The organism is Actinoplanes sp. NPDC048988, from assembly GCF_043197815.1.
Taxonomy (GTDB): Bacteria; Actinomycetota; Actinomycetes; order Mycobacteriales; family Micromonosporaceae; genus Actinoplanes.
Window position 1 is genome coordinate 24727 of record NZ_JBICTW010000001.1, and the last position, 19934, is coordinate 44660.

General features: G+C 71.8%; 17 protein-coding genes. 8 read left to right on the forward strand and 9 right to left on the reverse strand.

The annotated features are described in order from the left end of the window. Both ACGFJ7_RS00110 and ACGFJ7_RS00115 read left to right on the forward strand, forming a co-directional pair. Positions 1-1503, forward strand: a complete 1503-nt coding sequence (locus ACGFJ7_RS00110; RefSeq protein ID WP_392639799.1) for a precorrin-2 C(20)-methyltransferase — start codon at positions 1-3, stop codon at positions 1501-1503. 138 nt (positions 1504-1641) lie between these two features. Then, the gene (locus tag ACGFJ7_RS00115) at positions 1642-3162 is read left to right on the forward strand and encodes a cellulase family glycosylhydrolase (protein WP_360240916.1); all 1521 of its coding nucleotides are present in this window, start codon (positions 1642-1644) and stop codon (positions 3160-3162) included. On the opposite strand, the gene ACGFJ7_RS00120 is transcribed toward ACGFJ7_RS00115, so the two are convergent. The 8 genes from ACGFJ7_RS00120 to ACGFJ7_RS00155 all read right to left on the reverse strand — a co-directional run bounded on the left by ACGFJ7_RS00120 (position 3096) and on the right by ACGFJ7_RS00155 (position 12402). Next, positions 3096-4316 (reverse strand): glycosyltransferase, encoded by a 1221-nt coding sequence (locus ACGFJ7_RS00120; protein ID WP_392639802.1) that lies wholly within the window; start codon positions 4314-4316, stop codon positions 3096-3098. The genes ACGFJ7_RS00115 and ACGFJ7_RS00120 overlap by 67 nt on opposite strands. Next, positions 4300-5514, reverse strand: coding sequence for a glycosyltransferase family 4 protein (locus tag ACGFJ7_RS00125; protein WP_360240922.1), 1215 nt, complete (start codon positions 5512-5514; stop codon positions 4300-4302). The genes ACGFJ7_RS00120 and ACGFJ7_RS00125 overlap by 17 nt, the downstream gene beginning before the upstream one ends. After that, entirely contained in the window at positions 5462-6760 is a 1299-nt protein-coding gene (locus ACGFJ7_RS00130; RefSeq protein WP_360240925.1) for a sugar transporter, read from the reverse strand. The genes ACGFJ7_RS00125 and ACGFJ7_RS00130 overlap by 53 nt, the downstream gene beginning before the upstream one ends. After that, positions 6754-7710 carry a hypothetical protein gene (locus tag ACGFJ7_RS00135; protein ID WP_392639806.1) on the reverse strand — a complete coding sequence of 319 codons (957 nt, stop codon included), beginning with the start codon at positions 7708-7710 and terminating at the stop codon, positions 6754-6756. The genes ACGFJ7_RS00130 and ACGFJ7_RS00135 overlap by 7 nt, the downstream gene beginning before the upstream one ends. Beyond that, a complete protein-coding gene (locus ACGFJ7_RS00140; RefSeq protein ID WP_360240931.1) occupies positions 7707-9611 on the reverse strand; it encodes a hypothetical protein in 1905 nt (634 codons plus the stop codon). The genes ACGFJ7_RS00135 and ACGFJ7_RS00140 overlap by 4 nt, the downstream gene beginning before the upstream one ends. Next, positions 9608-10711, reverse strand: coding sequence for a glycosyltransferase family 4 protein (locus ACGFJ7_RS00145; protein WP_392639809.1), 1104 nt, complete (start codon positions 10709-10711; stop codon positions 9608-9610). The genes ACGFJ7_RS00140 and ACGFJ7_RS00145 overlap by 4 nt, the downstream gene beginning before the upstream one ends. Further along, a complete protein-coding gene (locus ACGFJ7_RS00150; protein ID WP_360240937.1) occupies positions 10708-11538 on the reverse strand; it encodes a glycosyltransferase family 2 protein in 831 nt (276 codons plus the stop codon). The genes ACGFJ7_RS00145 and ACGFJ7_RS00150 overlap by 4 nt, the downstream gene beginning before the upstream one ends. An 81-nt stretch (positions 11539-11619) precedes the next feature. Further along, positions 11620-12402: an L-type lectin-domain containing protein gene (locus tag ACGFJ7_RS00155; RefSeq protein ID WP_360240940.1), complete on the reverse strand. Its 783-nt coding sequence runs from the start codon at positions 12400-12402 to the stop codon at positions 11620-11622. Positions 12403-12553: 151 nt separating this feature from the next. Here ACGFJ7_RS00155 and ACGFJ7_RS00160 point away from each other — a divergent pair, with 151 nt between their 5' ends. The 6 genes from ACGFJ7_RS00160 (at position 12554) to ACGFJ7_RS00185 (ending at position 18849) form a co-directional block, all read left to right on the forward strand. Beyond that, entirely contained in the window at positions 12554-13321 is a 768-nt protein-coding gene (locus tag ACGFJ7_RS00160) for a glycerophosphodiester phosphodiesterase (protein ID WP_392639814.1), read from the forward strand. A gap of 311 nt (positions 13322-13632) precedes the next feature. Next, positions 13633-15189, forward strand: a complete 1557-nt coding sequence (locus ACGFJ7_RS00165) for a hypothetical protein (protein ID WP_392639816.1) — start codon at positions 13633-13635, stop codon at positions 15187-15189. Positions 15190-15302: 113 nt separating this feature from the next. Beyond that, entirely contained in the window at positions 15303-16127 is an 825-nt protein-coding gene (locus tag ACGFJ7_RS00170; protein ID WP_360240946.1) for a siderophore-interacting protein, read from the forward strand. A 31-nt stretch (positions 16128-16158) separates the two neighbouring features. Continuing rightward, complete coding sequence (locus ACGFJ7_RS00175) at positions 16159-17355, forward strand: CynX/NimT family MFS transporter (protein ID WP_392639819.1); 1197 nt, start codon at positions 16159-16161, stop codon at positions 17353-17355. 66 nt (positions 17356-17421) lie between these two features. After that, positions 17422-18180 carry a class I SAM-dependent methyltransferase gene (locus tag ACGFJ7_RS00180; protein WP_392639821.1) on the forward strand — a complete coding sequence of 253 codons (759 nt, stop codon included), beginning with the start codon at positions 17422-17424 and terminating at the stop codon, positions 18178-18180. A gap of 102 nt (positions 18181-18282) precedes the next feature. Further along, a complete protein-coding gene (locus ACGFJ7_RS00185; protein ID WP_392639824.1) occupies positions 18283-18849 on the forward strand; it encodes a peptide deformylase in 567 nt (188 codons plus the stop codon). On the opposite strand, the gene ACGFJ7_RS00190 is transcribed toward ACGFJ7_RS00185, so the two are convergent. After that, positions 18829-19758, reverse strand: a complete 930-nt coding sequence (locus ACGFJ7_RS00190; protein WP_360240958.1) for a helix-turn-helix transcriptional regulator — start codon at positions 19756-19758, stop codon at positions 18829-18831. The two genes, ACGFJ7_RS00185 and ACGFJ7_RS00190, sit on opposite strands and share 21 nt — an antisense overlap. Between the last annotated feature and the right edge of the window lie 176 nt (positions 19759-19934).

Here is a 19934-nt window from a genome sequence, read left to right on the forward strand (position 1 = left end):
ATGGCGGGACGGCTGTACGGTGTCGGCGTCGGGCCCGGCGACCCCGAACTGATCACGTTGAAGGCGGCCCGGCTGATCGCCGGGGCCGATGTGGTGGCGTACCACGCCGCGCGGCACGGCCGCAGCAACGCCCGGGCGATCGCCGCTTCGCTGCTGCGCGAGGAGCAGATCGAGGAGCCGCTGATCTATCCGGTGACCACCGAGGGCACCGACCACCCGGGCGGCTACCAGGGCGCGATCGACGAGTTCTACACCGAGGCCGCCGCCCGCCTGGCCGCCCACCTGGACGCCGGTCGCACCGTGGTCGTGCTGGCCGAGGGCGACCCGTTCTTCTACGGCTCCTACATGCACATGCACAAACGGCTTGCGCATCGGTACGAGACCGAGGTCGTGCCCGGCGTGACCTCGGTGAGCGCCGCGAGCGCCGTCCTGGGCCGCCCGTTGATGGAGCGCGACGAGACCTTGACCGTGCTGCCGGGCACGCTGCCCCCGGCCGAGCTGGCCGCCCGCCTGTCGAGCACCGAGTCGGCCGCTGTCATGAAGCTGGGCCGCACCTTCGACGGCGTCCGCGAGGCCCTCGACCGGGCCGGACGGCTCGGCGACGCCTGGTACGTGGAGCGCGCCACCACCGACCGCGAGCGTTCCGCCCGCTTCGCCGAGGTGGACCCCGAGACCGTGCCGTACTTCTCGCTGGCCCTGCTGCCGAGCCCGGCCGCCGCGGCTTTCATGGGCGACGAAGGCGAGGAGCCGGAAAGAAAGGGTCAGGTGACGGTCGTCGGGCTCGGCCCGGGTGATCCTCGCTGGCTCACGCCGGAAGCGCGGGCGGCTCTGGCGGAAGCGGACGACCTGGTCGGCTACGTGACCTACCTCCAGCGGGTGGTGCCCGGGCCGCACCAGCGGCTGCACCCCTCCGACAACCGGGTCGAGGCCGAGCGGGCCGCCTTCGCCCTCGATCTGGCCAAGCGGGGCCGCCGCGTCACCGTGGTCTCCTCCGGCGACCCCGGTGTGTTCGCCATGGCCGCCGCGGTGCTCGAGGTGGCCGAGGACCCGCAGTGGAAGGACGTCCCGGTCCGGATCGTCCCCGGGCTGACCGCGGCCCAGGCCGTCGCCAGCCGCGCCGGCGCCCCGCTCGGACACGACTTCTGCGTCATCTCGCTCTCCGACCGGCTCAAGCCGTGGCCGGTGATCGAGGCGCGGCTGGCCGGCGCCGCCGCCGCCGACCTGGTCATCGCCCTCTACAACCCGGCTTCCAAGACCCGGCGGGAGCAGCTGGTACGAGCCCGCGAGGTGCTACTGGGGCATCGTTCGCCCCGGACGCCGGTGGTCGTGGGCCGCGATGTGGGCGGCCCGGACGAGTCGGTGCGGGTGACCACGCTGGGCGAGCTCGACCCGGCCACGATCGACATGCGCTGCCTGCTGATCATCGGGTCGTCGCAGACCCGGGCGGTGGCCCGGGGCGACGGCTCGACGGTCGTCTACACACCCCGGCACTACTCGGTCTGATCTTTCGCCGGCCACGAACCCGGATGCAACGCGGTGCACCCGCGTTGCAATCAACACTCTTCGACACCCGGTCCGCAGTCCGCCGAATTGAGGGGCACTTCCGCACCCCGTTCGTCCGACTGAAAGGCCGGGACCTACGTGATCTCCCCTCGCCACTGCGCCGCCGTGCTGGCCTCGTCGTTGCTGTTCGGCATCGGCCTGGTGGACTCCGCCGCTTTTGCGAAGACCACGGCCAAGGCGGCCACCCCCGCCAAGGCCGTGGCCACCACGGTCAAGGCCGCCGCGACGTCCGTACCCACCCTGGCCAGCCGCCTCAACGCGGTGAAGAACGCCAAGACGCTGAACTACTACCCGTCGGCCGCCGGCTGGTCGAAGATGTGGACGAGCTGGGACGCCGCCAAGATCGACGCCGACCTGGCCAAGGCGGCCGCGCTGGGCACCACGAACGTCCGCCTCATCGTCTTCCCGTCGACCTTCGGCTGGCCCACGCCGTCGGCCACCTACGCCAGCCGCCTCGACCAGTTCGTCGACATGGCCGGCGCCCGGGGGATGTCGGTCAAGTTCACGCTCTTCGACTGGTGGGACGGATACACCGACGTCGACCGGAGCATCACCTGGGCCAAGACCCTGCTCGCGCCGTACCGGGACGACAACCGCGTCATCTCGGTCGAGCTGCAGAACGAGTTCAACCCGGACAACGCCGCCGCCGTCGCCTGGGCCAAGAAGATCGTTCCCGCCGTACGCTCGGCCTTCCCCACCATGCCGTTGACGTTCTCGGTCGACGGCGGCCAGGGCGCCAAGGGCATGGCCAAGATCAAGACGGCGCTGGCCGCGACCCCGATCGACTACTACGACTTCCACTTCTACGGCAACTCCGAGCGCGCCCTCGCCATGATCAACCAGGCCGAGGCCACCGTCGCCCCGGCGCCCATGGTGATCGGTGAGACCGGCCTGAACACCCTGCAGAACACCGAGGGCGAGCAGGCGGCCTTCCTGGCCCGGGTGTTCGAGGCGGCCGAGATCGCCGACGTGCCGGTCGCGCCGTGGACGCTGGTCGACTCGGCGCAGGGCTCGATCCCGACCTCGGCCGTCTCCAAGCTGCCCGGCCAGTACTACTACGGCCTGTTCCGTCTCGACGGCACCGCCAAGCCGGCGGCCGCCGTGGTCAAGGCCGGTTTCGCCGGCGCGGCCATGCCGTCGAACCTGATGGACCCGGGCTTCGAGCTGGCCGCCGGACAGAGCCCGTGGCGCGCCTACCTGCCGGAGCTGGGCCTGGCCACCAAGACGCAGGCCGTCCGCCGTACCGGCCAGTGGTCGGTGACCATGTCCAACACCGGCAAGACCGCGACCGGCTCGCCCTCCTACCGGGTCTCCCCGGTCACCCCGGTGAAGTCGAACCAGAAGTGGCACGCCGAGGTGTGGGCCCGGGGCAACGCCACCACCGGTGCCACCCAGATCGCGCTGAGCTGGTTCGACCTCAACGACAAGTGGCTGGGCGGGGTGTCCTCGAACTCGCTGCCCAACGGCACCGTGGGCTGGACCAGGCTGGCGGTCGACGGTGTCGCCCCGGTCGGCTCGGCCAGCATGCAGGTTCACCTCAAGTCGGGCGAGAACAAGGGCACGGTCTGGTTCGACGACGCGGTGATCACAGCGTCGTGACCGACCGGAACAACCCCAATTTCAGTAAATAAGCTCTCAAACGATGCCACCGACCGCTCCCACGAGGAGGGGTCGGTGTGCCGCCTGCCCGCTTTGTCGGACATGGCGGCCTCGATCGAAGCAGCCAACGCCGAAGGCGACGCGGCAGCCGCGAAGACAGCTCCCGAGTATTCCTCTGCCGCCTCGACCAGCCCGCCGACCGCGGTGACCACCACCGGAAGCCCGTGACTCATCGCGATGTGCAACGGGCCACTGGCCGAGCTGCGCCGATACGGCAACACGACCATGTCAGCCGCCGCGAAGAATCCGTCCACCTCGGCATCGGTCACGTACCGGTTGACGAAGGTGATGCGTGAGGCCGCCGGCGACGCCTCGATCAGCGAAGCCGGGAGCGTCCAGCCCTCCCACGTCTCCCCCACCACGGTGAGCTCATAGTCGTCCGGCAACAAGGCGAAGGCTTCGATCAGATCTTCGAGGCCTTTGTACGGGCGGATGGTGCCGAAGAACAGCAGCCGGCGCCGGCCCGGCTCGGCAGTCCGGGGCGCCGGCACAGCATGGTGGTCGAACGGCCCGTGAATCGCGATCACGTCCGGGACGCCCGTCAGGTCGTACGTCTGCCGAAGCGCGACCCGGTCGAAGCGCGAGTGGACCACGACGCCGTCCGTCCCGCGCAGCAGGGGACGGATGAGCTTGCGGCAGTAGAGCGAGGCCCACTTGTGCGCGGCCTCGCCGGTGTCCTGCACCTCGTGGAACTCGACCACGACCTTGATCTTCAAGAGCCGGGCGGCAAGGCAGAGGATCAGGTACGAGTGGAGCACCGTCCCCGTCCACCATTGCAGCACCAGCACGTCCGGCCGGAAGGAGCGCAGGAACCGTACGGCCCGGATCAGGCTCGGCACGGCCCACCAGTCGATCCCGTCGAAGACACGCACCCCGTCGGCGTAGTCGAGGTCGTTCAGGCGCTGCCCCACGCGGGAACGCCCCGGGTAGAGGCGGGTCGGCAGCAGCTGCCGCATGAGGATCGCGCCGACCTCGTACCGGGAGGCCAGGGCGTTGCTGAGCCGGCAGGTGTAGTAGCTGATTCCGGAGAGGAACCGCCAGCCCGATCCGACCACGACGATCCTGGTCGGACGGTCGTCAGGCGATGCACTCACGGTAGACCTCCTCGATCTGCGGTACGACGCGCGCGGCGGTGTAGTCGAGGCCACGCTGGTGACCGGCCACCCGCAGCCGGTCGGCCAGGCCGGGCTGGGTGAGCACCCGGACGATGGCGGCGGCGAGCCAGACCGGGTCGCCCGGCGGCACGTGCAGGCCGGTCTCGCCGTCGCGGATCATGTCGGCCAGCCCGCCCGTCCGCGACGCGATCAGCGGGGCCCCGGCCAGCAGGGCCTCGACCGCGACCTGGCCCATCGCCTCGAGGAGGGAGGGGACGACGCCGGCCGCGGCGCCGTGCCAGGCGGCCATCACCTCGTGGTGGGGCACGTTGTGCCGCACGATCACCCCGGGCGGGATGGGCGGGGTGTCGTGCCGGGGCGTGCCGACGCAGACCAGCGGCGGCTTGTCGTCGCCGAGCCGCTGGTAGGCGTCGAAGAGCACGTCGACGCCCTTGTGCGGGCCGAGCGCGCCGACGAACAGCAGGTAGGGCCGGTCCGGCAGCCAGGACGGCCGCGGCGTCCGGCGGGCCAGCTCGTCCAGGCCGTCCGGCACCAGGCTGCTGATCACCTTGACCGGCAGGTCGCCGGGGACGCGGCCGTGCCCGATGGCCTCGGCCACGGCCGGCGAGATCGCGGTAAGCGCGTCGATGCCGCGGTGCCGCTGCGCGCGCAGGGCGGTGGTGAGCAGGGCCGCGCGGGGCCGCCCGTACTGGCCGGAGGCGCACGGCAGGCAACGGCCGAGCCGAGGCCCGCCGCAGGTGCGGTCGTCGCGGGTGAAGGTCTTCTTGACGCAGGTGAGCCCGAAGTCGTGGGCGGTGTGCACGTGCGGCCGGCCGAGGCGGCCGAACCGCAGCGGCAGGTAGCTGTACATGAGCCAGTCGTGGCTGTGGATCACGTCGTAGTCGTTCTCTCTCAGCAGAGAGCGGAGGGCGGCCATGGTCAGCGGGTCGGCCGTGGTCGGGTGGAACGGCTTGGCCGCGTCCTCGTTCATGCCGGGCAGGACGGTGTTGGCCACGCTGCGCACGCGTTTCACCCGTACCCCGTTGATCGTCTCGTCGTGCGCCGCGCGGGGCGTGGCCAGGGTGAGCACGGTGACCTCGTGCCCGCGCCGGACCAGCTCCTCGCTGCTGGTGGCGATGCTGCGCTCAAGCCCGCCGATGATCGGCGCGTACAGGTTGGACAGGTGCAGGATCTTCAACTCTTCTCCAAAGCGGGGAAACGGCGTGGACGGCCACCGCGACGGCGCCCACGGACTGTCCGGCGAGCCAGGCGATGCCGGCGCCCTCGATGCCGGTGCCGGGCAGCCAGAGCCAGGTGAGGGAGAGGCAGGTGACGGCCATCAGCAGGTTCAGCCGCAGGCAGCGGCGGTACCGGCCGAGCGAGCGCCAGTGCGCCACGGCCAGGTTGGTGACGGCGTCCGGGATGGCGGCCAGCACGAGGATCCGCAGCAGCAGCTCGCCCTCGGCCGCGTAGCCGGCACTGAACAGGCCGAGGATCAGATCGCCGCAGGTGAACAGGGCCAGCGCCGGCGCACCGATCACGGCCAGCACGACCAGGGCGGCCCGGCGCAGGCCGGCCGCCGACTTGTTGGCGCGCTCGGCGTACATCGCCGAGGCGACCGCGGGCGAGACCATGAACAGCACCGAGGCGGTCATCCAGGCCACGTAGAAATGCCCGTTGGCCTCGGCCCCGAGCCGGGCCGTGACCAGCACCGGCAGCAGCGCGCTGGGACCGGCCTGGGCCAGGTTGATCAGGTGGTGGCCGGTCAGCGAGCCGCGCACGTGCGGCAGCTCGGCGCCGATCCCGGCGCCGGCCAGTTTCGCTCCCGGCCGCAGCCGGGTCAGGCTGACCCCCAGGGTGTACGCGGTGACGGCCACCGAGGGCACCGTCCAGGCCAGCAGCACGGCGGCCGCGCCGCCCACACCGGCCCACACGAGCACCGAGAGGGTGAGCACCTTGCCGACGGCCACCCCGAGGTTGCGCCCGAGCATTCCCTGGCTGGCCCGGTGCGCGATGAAGACGTAGTCGAGCAGCGTCGACGCGGTCAGCGCGACGGCGGTGACGATCAGCGCCGAGGCTCCGCCGGCGCCGGCCAGGAACGCGAAGTTGGCCCCGGCCGCGGGCAGCACGGCCGCCGCCAGGAACGCGGCGAAGGCGGTGGACGAGCAGCCGAACAGCAGGCCGGCGCTGACGATCCGCGACCAGGCGGCGAGGTCGGCGCCGGGCAGCCGCTGGATGAACATGTGACCGACGCCCAGGTTGGACACCATGCTGACGACGGTGGCGACCGAGATCAGCGCGGTCGCCGTGCCGATCGCCGGCTGCGGCAGCCCGCGCGCGGCGAGCAGCCAGTACAGGTAGCCGAGCCCGGCCGTGCCGACCGTGCTGCCCATGATCAGCACACTGTTGCGGGCCAGCGAGTCCCGCGCGACGACCTTCAGCACGCGCCCACCCCGCGCCCGCCGACCCCGCGCCCGCTCACCGCGCCACGTCCACCCGCGACCCCACTCCGGACCGTCGTTCCGCGCGTGACCGCCGTCCCACTCCCGGCCTTCGTTCCGCGCGCGACCGCCGTCCCACTCCCCGCCTTCGCTCCGGGCCCGGCCCCGGCCACGCGCCCGGCCGCCGAGTTGTGGCCGGCGCCCGCTCCGCGGCCGTACAGGACCGTGCTGGTGGCGCCGAGGCTGACCTCGATGCGGTGCAGGCAGCCGTCCGGAGGCGGGGACGGCACGAATACCTCCAGGGCCCGCGTCGTGTTCGCGCTGATCCGCAGGGGGCGGGCCGAGACCAGGCGCTCGCCGACGCGGACCCGCAGGGGCTCGACCGCGGCCGGCGAACCGGCGCTGCTCACCCGCAGCGGCAGCATCAGGCCGCCGGCCGGGATGCGCACCGGGCCGGTGATGTCACCGGCCCAGCCGTTCAGCGCGAGGCTCGTGTACCCCGGTTCCGGCGGGTGCGGCATCCGGGCGTACAGCTGAACCGCCGCAATCCCGACGACCAGCGTGAGCACACCGGGAACGGCGATCGCGAGGGCGGTGCGGGCCAGACGCGGATCGTCCGCCACCGTGCCCGTCCGCTCGCGGACCAGCACCACGACGGTCACCACGAGGAGCATCACCCCGAGCCCGGCCGTGATCGACCGGGCCTCGATGCGGACGCCCGCCGCGTGCAGGGCGATCGCCGTGAACGGCAGGCTGACCAGGCCGGCCGCGGTGGCCAGGCCGAGGCGGGCCAGGGCGGGCATGGTCTCGGCGGCCAGCGCCCGCAACCACAGCTCGCCCAGGACGAGCAGCACGGCCAGCAGCAGGACCGGGAAGACCAGTGGCAGGCCGGGGCCGAACGCCAGCAGGAGCAGACCGGCCGCGCCGGCCGGCAGCAGCCGGAAGGTCGTCATCGCCCGGCCCGCGCGAAGTCGAAGCGGTAGATCGCGATGTTGCCGCTGTCGTAGATCTTGATGGTCCACGGGGTCCTGTCGAACTTGGTCAGCTGGCCCAGCGTGAACGCGGGCCGCCCGTCGTGCGGGACCGGCTCGTTGGTCTCGAAGTAGATCTGGATCTCCGGCACCTCCCGGGCCATCCGCTTGTCGACGATCAGGTAGCCGAACCGCCACGCACTGAGCTGCTGGAGCAATTGGCGCGGGGCCGGCCGGCCGGGCTGGGTGAGGTAGAGCTCGTACGTGGGAAAGGTGACCGAGCCGGTGACCGGGTTCTGCCCGCCGTACGAGCCGAAGATCAGGCCGGAGTAGCGGTCGGCCACGATCCGCAGCTCGCGTCCCTGGGTGGCCCGCAGCCAGGCCGACGCCGCCCGCACCTCGGGGATCGACGAGCGGGTGTCCGAGCCGAAGACCGGCGGGCCGGGGAAGCGGTAGGACGGGTTCATCCCGGCCGCCGTGTTGCCGACGAGCGCCACCGCGCAGACGACCAGCAGCAGTCCGGCCGCGGTCGCCTTGCCGGCCCGGCGCGCCGGGCGGTCGAGCAGCGCCACCACCAGCGGGGCGACGACGAGCGCGATACCGAGGTAGCTGAACGCCCACGACCGCCGCGCGCCCTCGGCCCCGGACGGGGTGAGGATCAGCAGGGCCGCCGGGAAGTAGAACGAGCCGAGCAGGAGCATGGCCAGCGCGCCGCTGCGGGCCACCGGCTCGGTGCCGTGCCCCCGGCGCAGCCGCAGCGCGGCGGCCGCCATCGCAACCGCGGCCAGGCCCTGCGCGCCGAACGCCGCCGCCTGCTCCCACCAGGGCGCGACCGACGCGCGGAACAGCGTTCGGCCGCCACCGCCGCCCTCGCCGGCCATCCCGGCGATCTGGTCGAGGGCACGGGCCAGGTACGGGTCGAGATATCCAGTGGTGCGCGGCGCGACCAGGGCCAGCCAGGCCACCACGAGCGCGGCCGCGGCGAGGGTCAGGGCCCACGCGGTCATCGGCACCGCGACCGGGGTGCCCCGGCGCACGGCCCGGACGGTGACGACCAGGCAGATGATGATCATGACGGCGATCAGGGCGATGGCGGTCAGGTGGTGGGTGGCGATGGTGGCCCCGCAGAGCATCACGGTCACCGCGGCCCAGCCGGCGCGGGAGCGGCGGGCCGGTCCGCGCATCGCCCGGTGCAGCGCCACCAGCGTCCACACCAGCAGCGCGATGGCCAGCGACTCGTACCCGAACTGGGTGTCGAAGAACAGGAACGAGCTGTTCAGGCTGTAGATGATCGCGGACACGGCGGCGATCCGCCCGTCCTGCCAGATCTCCTCGGCCAGTACGGTCACCCCCAGCACCACGAGCACGTGGGCGGCGGCCAGCACGAGCAGCGCCGCGTGCCAGATCGAGACGCCGGTCAGCGCGCTGACCGAGGCCACCGTCGAGTGCAGACCGGGGAAGTCGCCGACCACCTTGACGATCGGGTTCTGCTCGAACAGGCGGCCGTCGAGCAGGATCTCCTTGCTCTGCCGCCAGTGGGCGAACTCGTCGTGGTAGAGCGGCCCGAACGGGTTGCGCAGCAGCTTGGGCAGGAACGTGAAACCGGCGTACCCGGCCAGCACGGCGACGCGCAGCCGGGGGCTGGTCGACCGGCGGACCGCCCAGCACACGGCCGGCAGCGTGAAGACCAGCAGGCCCAGCCAGAACAGGCCGAACTGGGTGCCCCGGTCCCATTCGGCGGCGCGGTTCGCGGCCACCAGCAGCGCCGCCCCGGCCGCCCCGGCGGCGGTCAGGGAGGCGGCGCACCACAGTTCGGGACGGCTTCGCGCCGGAGCGGGCGCCGGGCGGGTCCGCTCCTCCGAGCGGGCCAGAACCAGGGTCATCGGCCGGCCTGTTGGATGACCCGGACCGGCGGGGCGACGCTCGCGTAGACCTCCCGCGTCGCCACGACGACGTCATGCCAGGTGGGCAGCGGGTTCCGGCCCAGCGTGGCCCGCTCCGCCTCGGCCGCGGTCAGCAGCGCCTCGGCCAGTGCCGCCTCGTCGTCCGGGTTGACCAGCCACAGCGGCACCCCGGGCCCGGCCATCGCGGCCAGCTCGCGGTGGGCCGGGATGAACGAGGCCACCGTCGGGATGCCGGCGGTCAGCGCGTCGGCCACGGCCATCCCGAACGCCTCGTGTTCCGAGGCCGAGACCAGCGCGGCCGCGTTGGCCATCCGGCCGGCGAAGGCGTCGTCCGGCAGCCGCCCGTGGAAGGCCACCCGCTCCGGGCCGAGCCCGAGCCGGCGGGCGAGCTGCTCGAGCTCGTCGGCGGCCGGTCCCGCGCCGACCACGTCGAGCCGGTGGTCCGCCGGCAGGTGCGCCATCGCCCGGATCACCCGGTCGACCCGCTTGTACCGCTCGAGCCGGCCGACGCAGAGCAGCGACTTGCCCTCCTCGGCGTCCACCGCCGGCATCGCGGCCGGGTCGGTGCCGTTGGGCACCACCACCATCCGGTCCCGGGCCTCCGGGAAGTGGCGGATCAGCAGCTCGCGCTCGGCCCGGGTGACGCAGATGATCCGGCCCGCGCGGGCCACGATCCGGCGGCCGACCGGGCGGTAGATCGGATGCAGCGCCGCCCGCAGGCGGCTGTGCCCGGTGCCGTGGTAGTGCGGCGTGAACACCAGCGGGGTGCTGTTGGTCAGGGCGGCCGGCAGCGCGGCCAGCGCGTGGTAGCTGTGCGCGTGCAGTACGTCGTACCGCCCGGCGTGACGCCGCAACCACCGCCACAGCGGAAGCGAGAAACGGTAGTTGGCCGCCGACACGGTGAGCGGGAACCGGCGTACCAGAACCCCGTCGATCTCCTCCTCGGAGGCGGCGGCGTGCTGGGTGAGCACCTCGATCTGGTCGCCGGCGGCGACCAGGGCGGCGCAGAGCCGGCGCGCGTGCGTCTCCACCCCGCCTATGTCCGGGTGGTAGGCGTTCGTGACGACGCCGATCCTCACCGCGCCCGCTCCGGCGCGCGCCGGGCCCCGGCCGAGCGCCGGCGCGGCCACTCGCGGGCGATGGTCCGCAGCACGCGCAGGCCGTCGGTGAGCGCGTTCAGGTTGCTCTCGCCGTGGATGCGCTCGCGCTCGAAGCTGGGCACCTCGACGATGCGCAGCCGGGCGCGGGCCGCCCGCAGGTTCAGCAGGGTCTCGATCTCGAAGCCGTCGCCCCACAGCCGGCCGTCGCGGCTCTTGACCGGCACCGGGCTCGTGCTGTCCAGGTCGAAGACGTCCAGGCAGCGCGACCAGAAGGCGTTGTAGCCGTAGCAGAGGTCGCTGTAGCGGGTGCGGAACATGACGTTGACCATGAGGCTCAGGCAGCGGTTGCCGGCCCGGCGCAGGCGGGTGATGTCGGCGCTGCCGCCGGTGCCACTGAACCGCGATCCCTTGGCGAAGTCGGCGCCCGAGCGCAGCGCCGCGATGAAGCTGGGGATCTCCTTCGGGTCGGTCGACCCGTCGGCGTCGATCATGACGATGATGTCGCCCGTGGCGGCGGCGAAACCGCAGGCCAGCGCGTTGCCCTTGCCTTTGCGGTTCTGCGTGACGATGCGGATGCCGGGCATCAGCCGGCGGGCCGTCTCGACGGTGTCGTCGGTCGAGCCGCCGTCGACCAGGATCACCTCGTCCACCTCGGGCAGCCGGGCCATCACATGCGGCAGGTTCTTGGCCTCGTTGAGGGCGGGGATGATGACGCTGACCAGAGGCTCACTCGCGGGCACGACCACCGGCGGCGGTAGCTCGGTTCCCGTCCCGGCCTCGGGGCGGACGTAGGGGACCGTAGACATGACTGTTCTCCAAGACTCGGTGGTGTGTTCCCCGGGGAGCCGGCACCGCCTTCGGCCGGCGGCACCGGCGTTTCTGTTCGGTCAGGCCCCTGAGCCGTCGACGGACCAGGAGTAGATGTCCTGCTTGGACAGGGCGGTGCCGGTGCCGGCGGTGAAGCCGACCCACGCGTCCGACTGCTCGATCTCGTCGGCCAGGTCGACCTCACGCTCGAGCGCCAGCTGCTCCTCGGCCCCCGCGCTCAGCGACTTGACGTAGACCTGAAGCAGGGACTCGTCGGCGTCGTAGACGACCCGGGCCTCGAACGGCTTGCCGAACAGCGGGATGCCCGCCTCGGCCGTGCCGGCCTGGTGGTCCGGGTTGCCGCCGAGCACCACGGCCAGATGGTTGCTGCTCGGGTCGTTGGTGTTCTGCCAGGTGTCGAACTCGACGGCGACGCTGGGCCGGATACCGCGGTACCCCATGCCGCCGCCCCAGCCGCCGAGCGCCCGCGGGCCCTTCGACTGCACGACGAAGGCGACGCCGTCGGCGCCGGGCTGGCCGTGGTGCAGGTAGACCTTGAAGGTCGACTCGAACGACCGCGTGACGTCGAGCTTCTGGGTGGACCAGGCCGAGCCCATCTGCTTGTAGCCACCGGCGGTGAGCCGCAGCACCCGCTGGTCGACCCGGCTGCCGGACGACCAGATCAGGTCGGCGCTGCCGTTGCGGTCGAGGGTCGACGACGCGCCCTTGAAGGTCTCGTAGTCGATCAACGGGTCGTCGGACGCCGCCGAGGCGCCCGCCGGGGCCAGGGCGGCCGCTATCGACAGGGCGAAGGCGGCGGCCAGACCTCCCCGGGCAATTCTCGTGGAACGTGAAGAAGACACGGTTCTGCGCTCCAAATCGGATTATTCGCCCCAAGTGGGACGTCGCTTAAGGTAGGGCAGCACACCGAGCCGCGGGTCCGATCCTCGACTATTTGTCCCTAATGGGAGGCAGTCGGCCGGTTAGCCCACCCCGGCTCCTAAGCTGTGGTCCGTGCGCCGATTCGCGTTTCTGGACGCTCCCGCCCCGCTGGCCTTCGCCCACCGGGGCGGCGCCGCCGAAGGCGACGAGAACACGGCCGAGGCGTTCGCGCGCGCGGTCGCCCTGGGTTACCGGTACGTGGAGACGGACGTGCACGCCACCACCGACGGCGTCCCCGTCGTCTTCCACGACTCCTCACTGCTGCGGCTCACCGGCACCGACGGCCGGATCGGCGCCCTGAGCTGGCCCGACCTGCGGACGGTACGGATCGGGGGCGCGGCCGCGATCCCCCGGCTGGACGAGGTTCTCGACGCCTGGCCCACGATCCGCTTCAACATCGACGTCAAGGCCGAGGCCGGCGCCGAGCCCACTGTCGCGGCCGTCCGGCGGGCCGGCGCGAACGAGCGCGTCCTGCTGGCGTCGTTCAGCGACCGCCGCCTCGCCCGGCTGCGCGCCCTGGCCGGCCCCGAGGTGGCGACGTCGATGGGTCCCGCCTGGGTGGCCCGCTTGCGCTTGGCGTCGCTTGCGGGGGTACGCGTGAGCCCGCCCCCGTCGGTCGCGGCGGCCCAGGTGCCCGTGCGCCAGGGTCCGGTGACCATTGTCGACCGCCGGTTCGTGACCACCGCCCACCGCTCGGGCCTCCAGGTCCACGTGTGGACGGTGGACGACCCGGACGAGATGAACCGCCTGCTCGACCTGGGCGTGGACGGCATCATGACCGACCGCCTCGACGTCCTGCGGAATGTTTATCGCACGCGGCATATCTGGCCGGGTGAATAGTCACCCAGAATCGTTTCGCAGTAACCTTCCGAGGCTATTCTCAGGTTCGGCCCCTACAGTGCAGCCATCTAGTGACGCTACGGAATCGCCACTGGTCAGCGAAATTTTTCGTGATCTTGGTGAACCTCCGGCATCCCCCGTTCGGACGATGTCCGGGGTTCGAGGGTGGTCGCATATCTTTTCTTTAATTCCCGGATAAGAATTCATCAAGTTCGCTGGCGGAATTGCGTTTCGGCGGGCGCGCTCCTACCGTCTGGGTGCCGGTGGGAATTGTTGCCGGGTGGATTTGTAGGGAAGATGAGGTATCGCGCATGCGCAGGTCCGCTTACCGTCGTGCGGCCGCCACGCCGCCGGGACGCAACCGGCGGCTGTTCGCGGTCGGCGCGGTCGTCACCGCCGCCGGCGCGGCGGTCGCTTTCGCCCAGATCGGTAACGCCGCCACCAACGACCGGCCCGAGGGAAGCGGCGCCGGCAAGGTGGTGAACGGGCAGGTGATCCTCACCGACACGTGCGTCGACAGCAACCTGGCCCCGCACGACGGCTTCCAGAACGGCAACCGGTGCGTCTCCACCGAGTTCGGCGAGGTCGGCGAGGCGGCGAACAACCCGACCCTGCTGATCACCGACGCGCCCCGGCAGGTGGCGCCGAACACCCCCTTCACCCTCAAGATCAGCACCCGCAACCTGATCCGCGACCGCTTCCTGGCGGCCGGCAAGGGCGGGTACTACGTGGAGAGCTCCGTCCTGCAGGGCGGCCTGGTGCGCGGTCACTTCCACACCGCGTGCCGGATGCTCGAGAACACCGACGCCGCCCCGGCGCCGGACCCGGTCCCCGCGTTCTTCGTGGCGACCGAGGACAGCCGCGGCAGCGCCACCCCGGACGAGGTGAGCATCACCGTGCCGGGCGTGCCGACCGAGGGCACCGCCCAGTGCGCCTCGTGGGCCGGTGACGGCTCGCACCGCGTGCCGATGATGCAGCGCGCCAACCAGACACCCGCCATCGACGCCATCCGCATCACCGTCCGCACCGGCGGCGGCAACAACGGCGGTGGCGACAACGGCGGCGGCGGCGACAACGGCGGCGGCGACAACGGCGGCGGCAACAACGGCGGCGGCAACAACGGCGGCGGCAACAACGGCGGGAACAACGGCGGGAACAACGGTGGGGGCAACAACGGCGGTGGCAACAACGGCGGTGGCAACAACGGCGGGGGCAACAACGGCGGCGGGAACAACGGTGGCGGCAACAACGGTGGCGGGAACAACGGTGGGAACACCGGGGGCAACGGCACCAACGGCGGCGGTGTGACGCCGACCAAGCCGCCCACCAAGGCCCCGACGCAGGCCCCGCCCGGCACCCCGGCCGACACCAAGGACGACTTCACGCCGGACCCGACGACTCCGGCGACCACCAAGGCCCCGGCCAAGCCGGCCACGACGACCAAGCCGGCCACCGCCAACGGCGGCGGCACCAAGAGCGACACCGACGAGCCGGACACCAACGACCAGCAGGAAACGCAGCAGGAAACGCAGCAGGAGACGCCGCAGGAAACCGAGGCGCCCGCGCCGCGGACCACCAAGGCGCCCAAGCCGCGCGCCAGCAGCTCGGCGGCCGCCGCGGCCGGCGGCACCGACTACACCTACTCGAGTGGTGAGGACGGCCAGTTCAACTCGGGCAACAAGGCCCCGGTGGCCGAGCAGGTCGCGCAGGTGCAGGCCGAGAGCGGCAACCAGGAGCAGGGCGGCCTGCTCGCCCTGACCGGCAGCAACACGTTCGCCGCGATCGCCGGCGCCGCGGTTCTGCTCCTGGCCGGCATGGCCATCATGGCCTTCACCCGCCGCCGCCGTCCGGGCAGCACCTGGGAGTAACAACCGGCAAGCATCGAAGGGGCGGCCCGCCGAGTGCGGGCCGCCCCTTTCTGCGCTGACGGCGAAACTGAGGGTAGCCTTACCAACCGGACGCCCAAGGGAAGAGGTTCGACATGGCGAACAGGCCGGCACGCGCGGCGACCGAGGCGGTCGTCACCCGGGTTGAGCAGCTCACCCCGCACATGGTGCGCGTGGTGGTCGGAGGCGACGCCCTCAAGGCCATCGACGCCGGCCGGTGCACCGACCACTACGTGAAGGTGCTCTTCCCCGCCGACGGCGTCACCTATCCCGAGCCGTTCGACATGGGCGCGATTCGCGAGAGCTTCCCGCGTGAGCAGTGGCCGGTCGTGCGGACGTACACGATCCGCAAGTGGCTGCCCGAGGTCCCCGAGATGTGGGTCGACTTCGTGGTGCACGGCGACGAGGGCGTGGCCGGCCCGTGGGCGGCCCGGGCCAAGCCCGGCGACGTCTTCCGGTTCATGGGCCCCGGCGGCGGCTACTCCCCCAGCGCCGACGCCGGCTGGCACCTGCTGGCCGGTGACGAGAGCGCCCTCCCGGCGATCGCGGCCGCCCTCGAGGGCATGCCCGCGGGCGCCCGGGTGACCGCGTTCATCGAGGTCGAGGGCCCCGACGAGGAGCAGAAGATCGAGACGGAGGCCGGGATCACCTGGCTGCACCGCGGTGATCGCGTCCCGGGCGAGTTGCTGATCGAGGCCGTACGCCACCTCGACTTCCCGGACGGTGACGTGCAGGCCTTCGTCCACGGCGAGGCCACCTTCGTCAAGGAGCTGCGCCGGTACCTCAAGGTCGAGCGCGGTGTCCCGATGGATCAGCTGTCGATCTCGGGCTACTGGCGGCGCGGCCTGAACGAGGACGGCTGGCAGTCCTCCAAGCGCGAGTGGAACCAGCAGGTGGAACTGGAGCAGGACCGGGCGTAAGCCGCCCGGAGCGGCGGTCAATGATAGGTAAGTGGTGACCGCCGAAGAAGACCTGACACATAGCTCCACCAAGGGCCGCTTGATCGCGGTGGCCGCCCTGCTGCTGGCCGCGGTCAACCTGCGGTTGGCCGTGACGAGCGTCGGCCCGGTGCTCAGCGAGATCCGCTCCGGGCTGGGCATGAGCTCAAGCGTGGCCGGCCTGCTCACCTCCGTGCCGGCGGTGTGTTTCGCCGGTGTCGGCTTCCTGGCGCCGCGGCTGGCCCGGCGGTTCGGCCCGGCCCGCGTGATCCTGGCCGGCATGGTGGTGCTGGCCGCCGGGCTCGCGGTCCGCCCGTACGCGCCGGGAACCGCTCTTTTCCTGCTTTTGAGCCTGGTCGCGCTGGCCGGCATCGCGGTGGTGAACGTGCTGCTGCCGTCGGTCGTGAAGGCGTACTTCCCGGATCGGGTCGGCACGATGACCGGCCTCTACACGGTTTCGCTGAACATCGGCGCGACAGTGGCCGCCGCCACCACGGTCCCGCTGACCACGAGCGTGTTCGGCGACGACTGGCGGCTGGGCCTGGCCTGTTGGGCGGCGGTGGCCGTGCTGGCCGTGCCGGCCTGGCTTCCGCTGGCGCGGCAGCCGTTCACCCGAGCTCCGGAGGTTCCCAAGGCCGAGGCCGTACGGGTGAGCCGCCACCCGGTGGCCTGGGCGCTGGCCGTCTATTTCGGCATGCAGTCGACCTCGGCGTACGTGATCATCGGCTGGCTGCCGCAGATCTACCGCGACGCCGGCATCTCGGCCGAGCGCGCCGGCGTCTACTTCGCCGTGACCTCGTTCCTGGGCGTGCCCCTGGGTTTCCTGCTCTCGTCGCTGGCCGGCCGGGTCCGGAGCCAGAGCTGGATAGCCGTCGGCCTGGGCCTGTTCGGCCTGGCCGGCTACGGCGGCCTGTGGTGGGACCCGGCCGCCGCCCCGCTGCTGTGGGCCGTCCTGCTGGGCATCGTGAACACGGCGTTCCCGCTGGTCCTGACGATGATCGCGCTCCGCGGCCGCACTCCCGCCACGGTGGTGAAGCTGTCCGCTTTCGCCCAGAGCACCGGCTACCTGTTCGCCATTCCCGGCCCCATCCTGGTCGGCGTCCTGCACGATCACACCGACGGCTGGCGAGCCCCGCTCACCTTCGTCACCCTGCTGATGATCCCGCAGATCGTCGCCGGCTTCTTCGCCGGCCGGGACCGCCAGATCTGACCGTCGCTCCCGTCGCGGCCGCGCACCCCTTTCGACCCCGGCGGCGGATGGCCTACCTTCAACCCCATGACCGGCGACGTCTGGGCGGCCGGCGACGCCTATGAGGCGTACGTCGGGCGGTGGAGCCGCCGGGTCGCCCCGCTCTTCGTCGAGTGGCTCGGTGTCCCGGCCGGCCGCCGCTGGCTCGACGCCGGTTGCTGGACGGGCGCGCTCAGCTCCGCCATCCTGGCCTCCGGCCCGGCGGATGTCGTCGGCGTCGACCCGTCCCAGAGCTTCCTCCGATCAGCCCTGGACGCCACCCGGGTCGCGGCCGACGCGGCCGCGCTCCCCCTGCGGGACGGCGCCTTCGACGCGGTCGTGAGCGGCCTCGCCCTCAATTTCGTGCCCGATCCGGCCCGCGCCGTCGCCGAGTTCACGCGGGTCGCCGCGCCCGGGGCGGTCGTGGCCGCGTACGTCTGGGACTATGCCTCCGGCATGCAGATGATGCGCCACTTCTGGGACGTCGCCGCCCCCGACCGCGACGAGGGTGCGAGATTTCCGATCTGCCGCGAGGATGCCCTGCGGGAAGCGTGGTCCCGAGCCGGTCTCGACGAGGTGCGGACCCGTGCCATCGAGATCCCCACGGTCTTCGCCGGCTTCGACGACTACTGGACGCCGTTCCTCGGCGCCACCGGTCCCGCGCCCGCCTACCTGGCCGGTTTGGACAGCGGGGAACGCAGCCGGATTCGTGACGCCTTGCGGCGCCGGCTGCCGGCCACGGCGTCCGGCGACATCGCGCTGACCGCCTCCGCCTGGGCCGTCCGAGGGCGTAAAACCGCAGGCTGAGTCCTCCCCTTCATTCACGGTCTCATTCACGACCGTTCATGCGGTTTTCAGCTCGTGCCCATGTATCAATAGGGCTGACCGAACCAAAACCGAGGGGTTCTCGTGGTTTCCAAAGAACTCACCCCAGCCCACCGGATGGCGGCGATCGGCATCCTCCAGCGTGACGATCCCGCCCTGCGTACGCCGGCCCGTCTCTTCGATCTTCCCCGCGAGGCCGCCGAGGCCCGCCAGATCATCGACCGGATCCGCCGCTCGATGGACCTCGTCGCCCGGGCCCACGTCTTCGCCAAGGGCGTGGGCCTGGCCGCGCCGCAGATCGGCCTCGACCGGGCGGCCGCCGTGATCCGCCCGGCCGAGCCCGGCGCCAGCGAGATCGTGCTGCTCAACCCGCGCGTCGTGGACCAGTCCCGGCGCCGCGACGTGCAGTACGAGGGCTGCATGAGCTTCTTCGACGTGCGCGGCCGGGTCGACCGCCCGCTCAGCGTCGAGGTCGAGCACCGTCGCCTCGACGGCGGCCTGGTCATCACGCGGTTCACCGGCGGGCTGGCCCGCCACGCCGGCCACGAGATCGACCACCTGGAGGGCCGTTTCTACACCGACCGGATGCCGGCCGGTGACGAGGTCATCCCGCTGTCGCAGTACCGCGGCTCAGGCCGCCCGTGGGGCTGAGGCCCGTGGCGCCGCGAACCGCCAGCGCAACCGCACCTGGCTGGTCAGCAGCAGCTCGCGCATCCGCATCGTGTGCAGCACCGTGCCGTCGTCGCCGTGCGCGACGGTCGGGGTGTACGACTTGATGCCCGCGTACGACAGCACCTCGGCCCCGACCTCGGCCCCGAGCGACTCGGGCAGCCGCAGTGACACGGTCAGGGCCCGGGTCGGGAAGCGGATCTCCCGCTGGAACCACTGGCCGTACTGGCTGGCCGGCACCCGGTAGGAGTAGGCCACGCGGGTCTGCTCACCCGGGTAGAGCGGGAACCGGGCCCGGGCGTTGCCGAACACCAGGGCCAGTTTCAGGTACGCGTCGCTGGTGCGCGTGACCCGTACGTCCATGGGCTCCCCGCCCGCCGCGGCCGCGAAGTCGAGATCGGCCAGGCGCAGCGGTCTTTCCTGGTAGAGCTGCCGGGAGACGCCGGGCTGGTCGGGGAACCGGTCGACGTCGATGCGTACCGGGCAGGTCGTGACCGGACGGTCGCCGACGTTGCGGACCAGCCGTTCGACGCGGCAGACGTACCAGTCGTCGGTGTAGGTGAGGGTGGCCAGCTCGTCCTCGATGACGATCGTGGCCGGCAGCATCTGGCTGGGCTCGTAGCCGGAGCGGGCGGCCGGCTCGAGCGTGCCGTTGGGGCGGCAGCCCGTGTACGCCTCGATGATCTCGGACCCGCTGGCCAGGACCGCCTCGGCGCGGCAGGCGAATTCGAAGGTCGGGTGGTGGCGAAGGCTCTCCACGTGACTGATGTACGACGGGTGGTAACCCATCGACGCGGCGAGCTGCTTCTTGGAGAGGCCTCTGCGCGTACGCCAGGCGTTCAGCACCTGTGCGAACGCGGATCGGGCCGCGAACTCGAGTTGTGAGGTCATCACACACTCCTGACGGGACGCTGTCCGGCCATGATGCCCCACAGCGACAGTCACTGCCAGCGCTCAGGGCGTCACCGAAAGAAATTGTTGAATGACCGGCGCAAGGGTTTTCCCTGATTCGGTGACGACCGTCGATGCCTAGCGTCCTTCATCAAGTCACCCCTGAAGGAGTACGC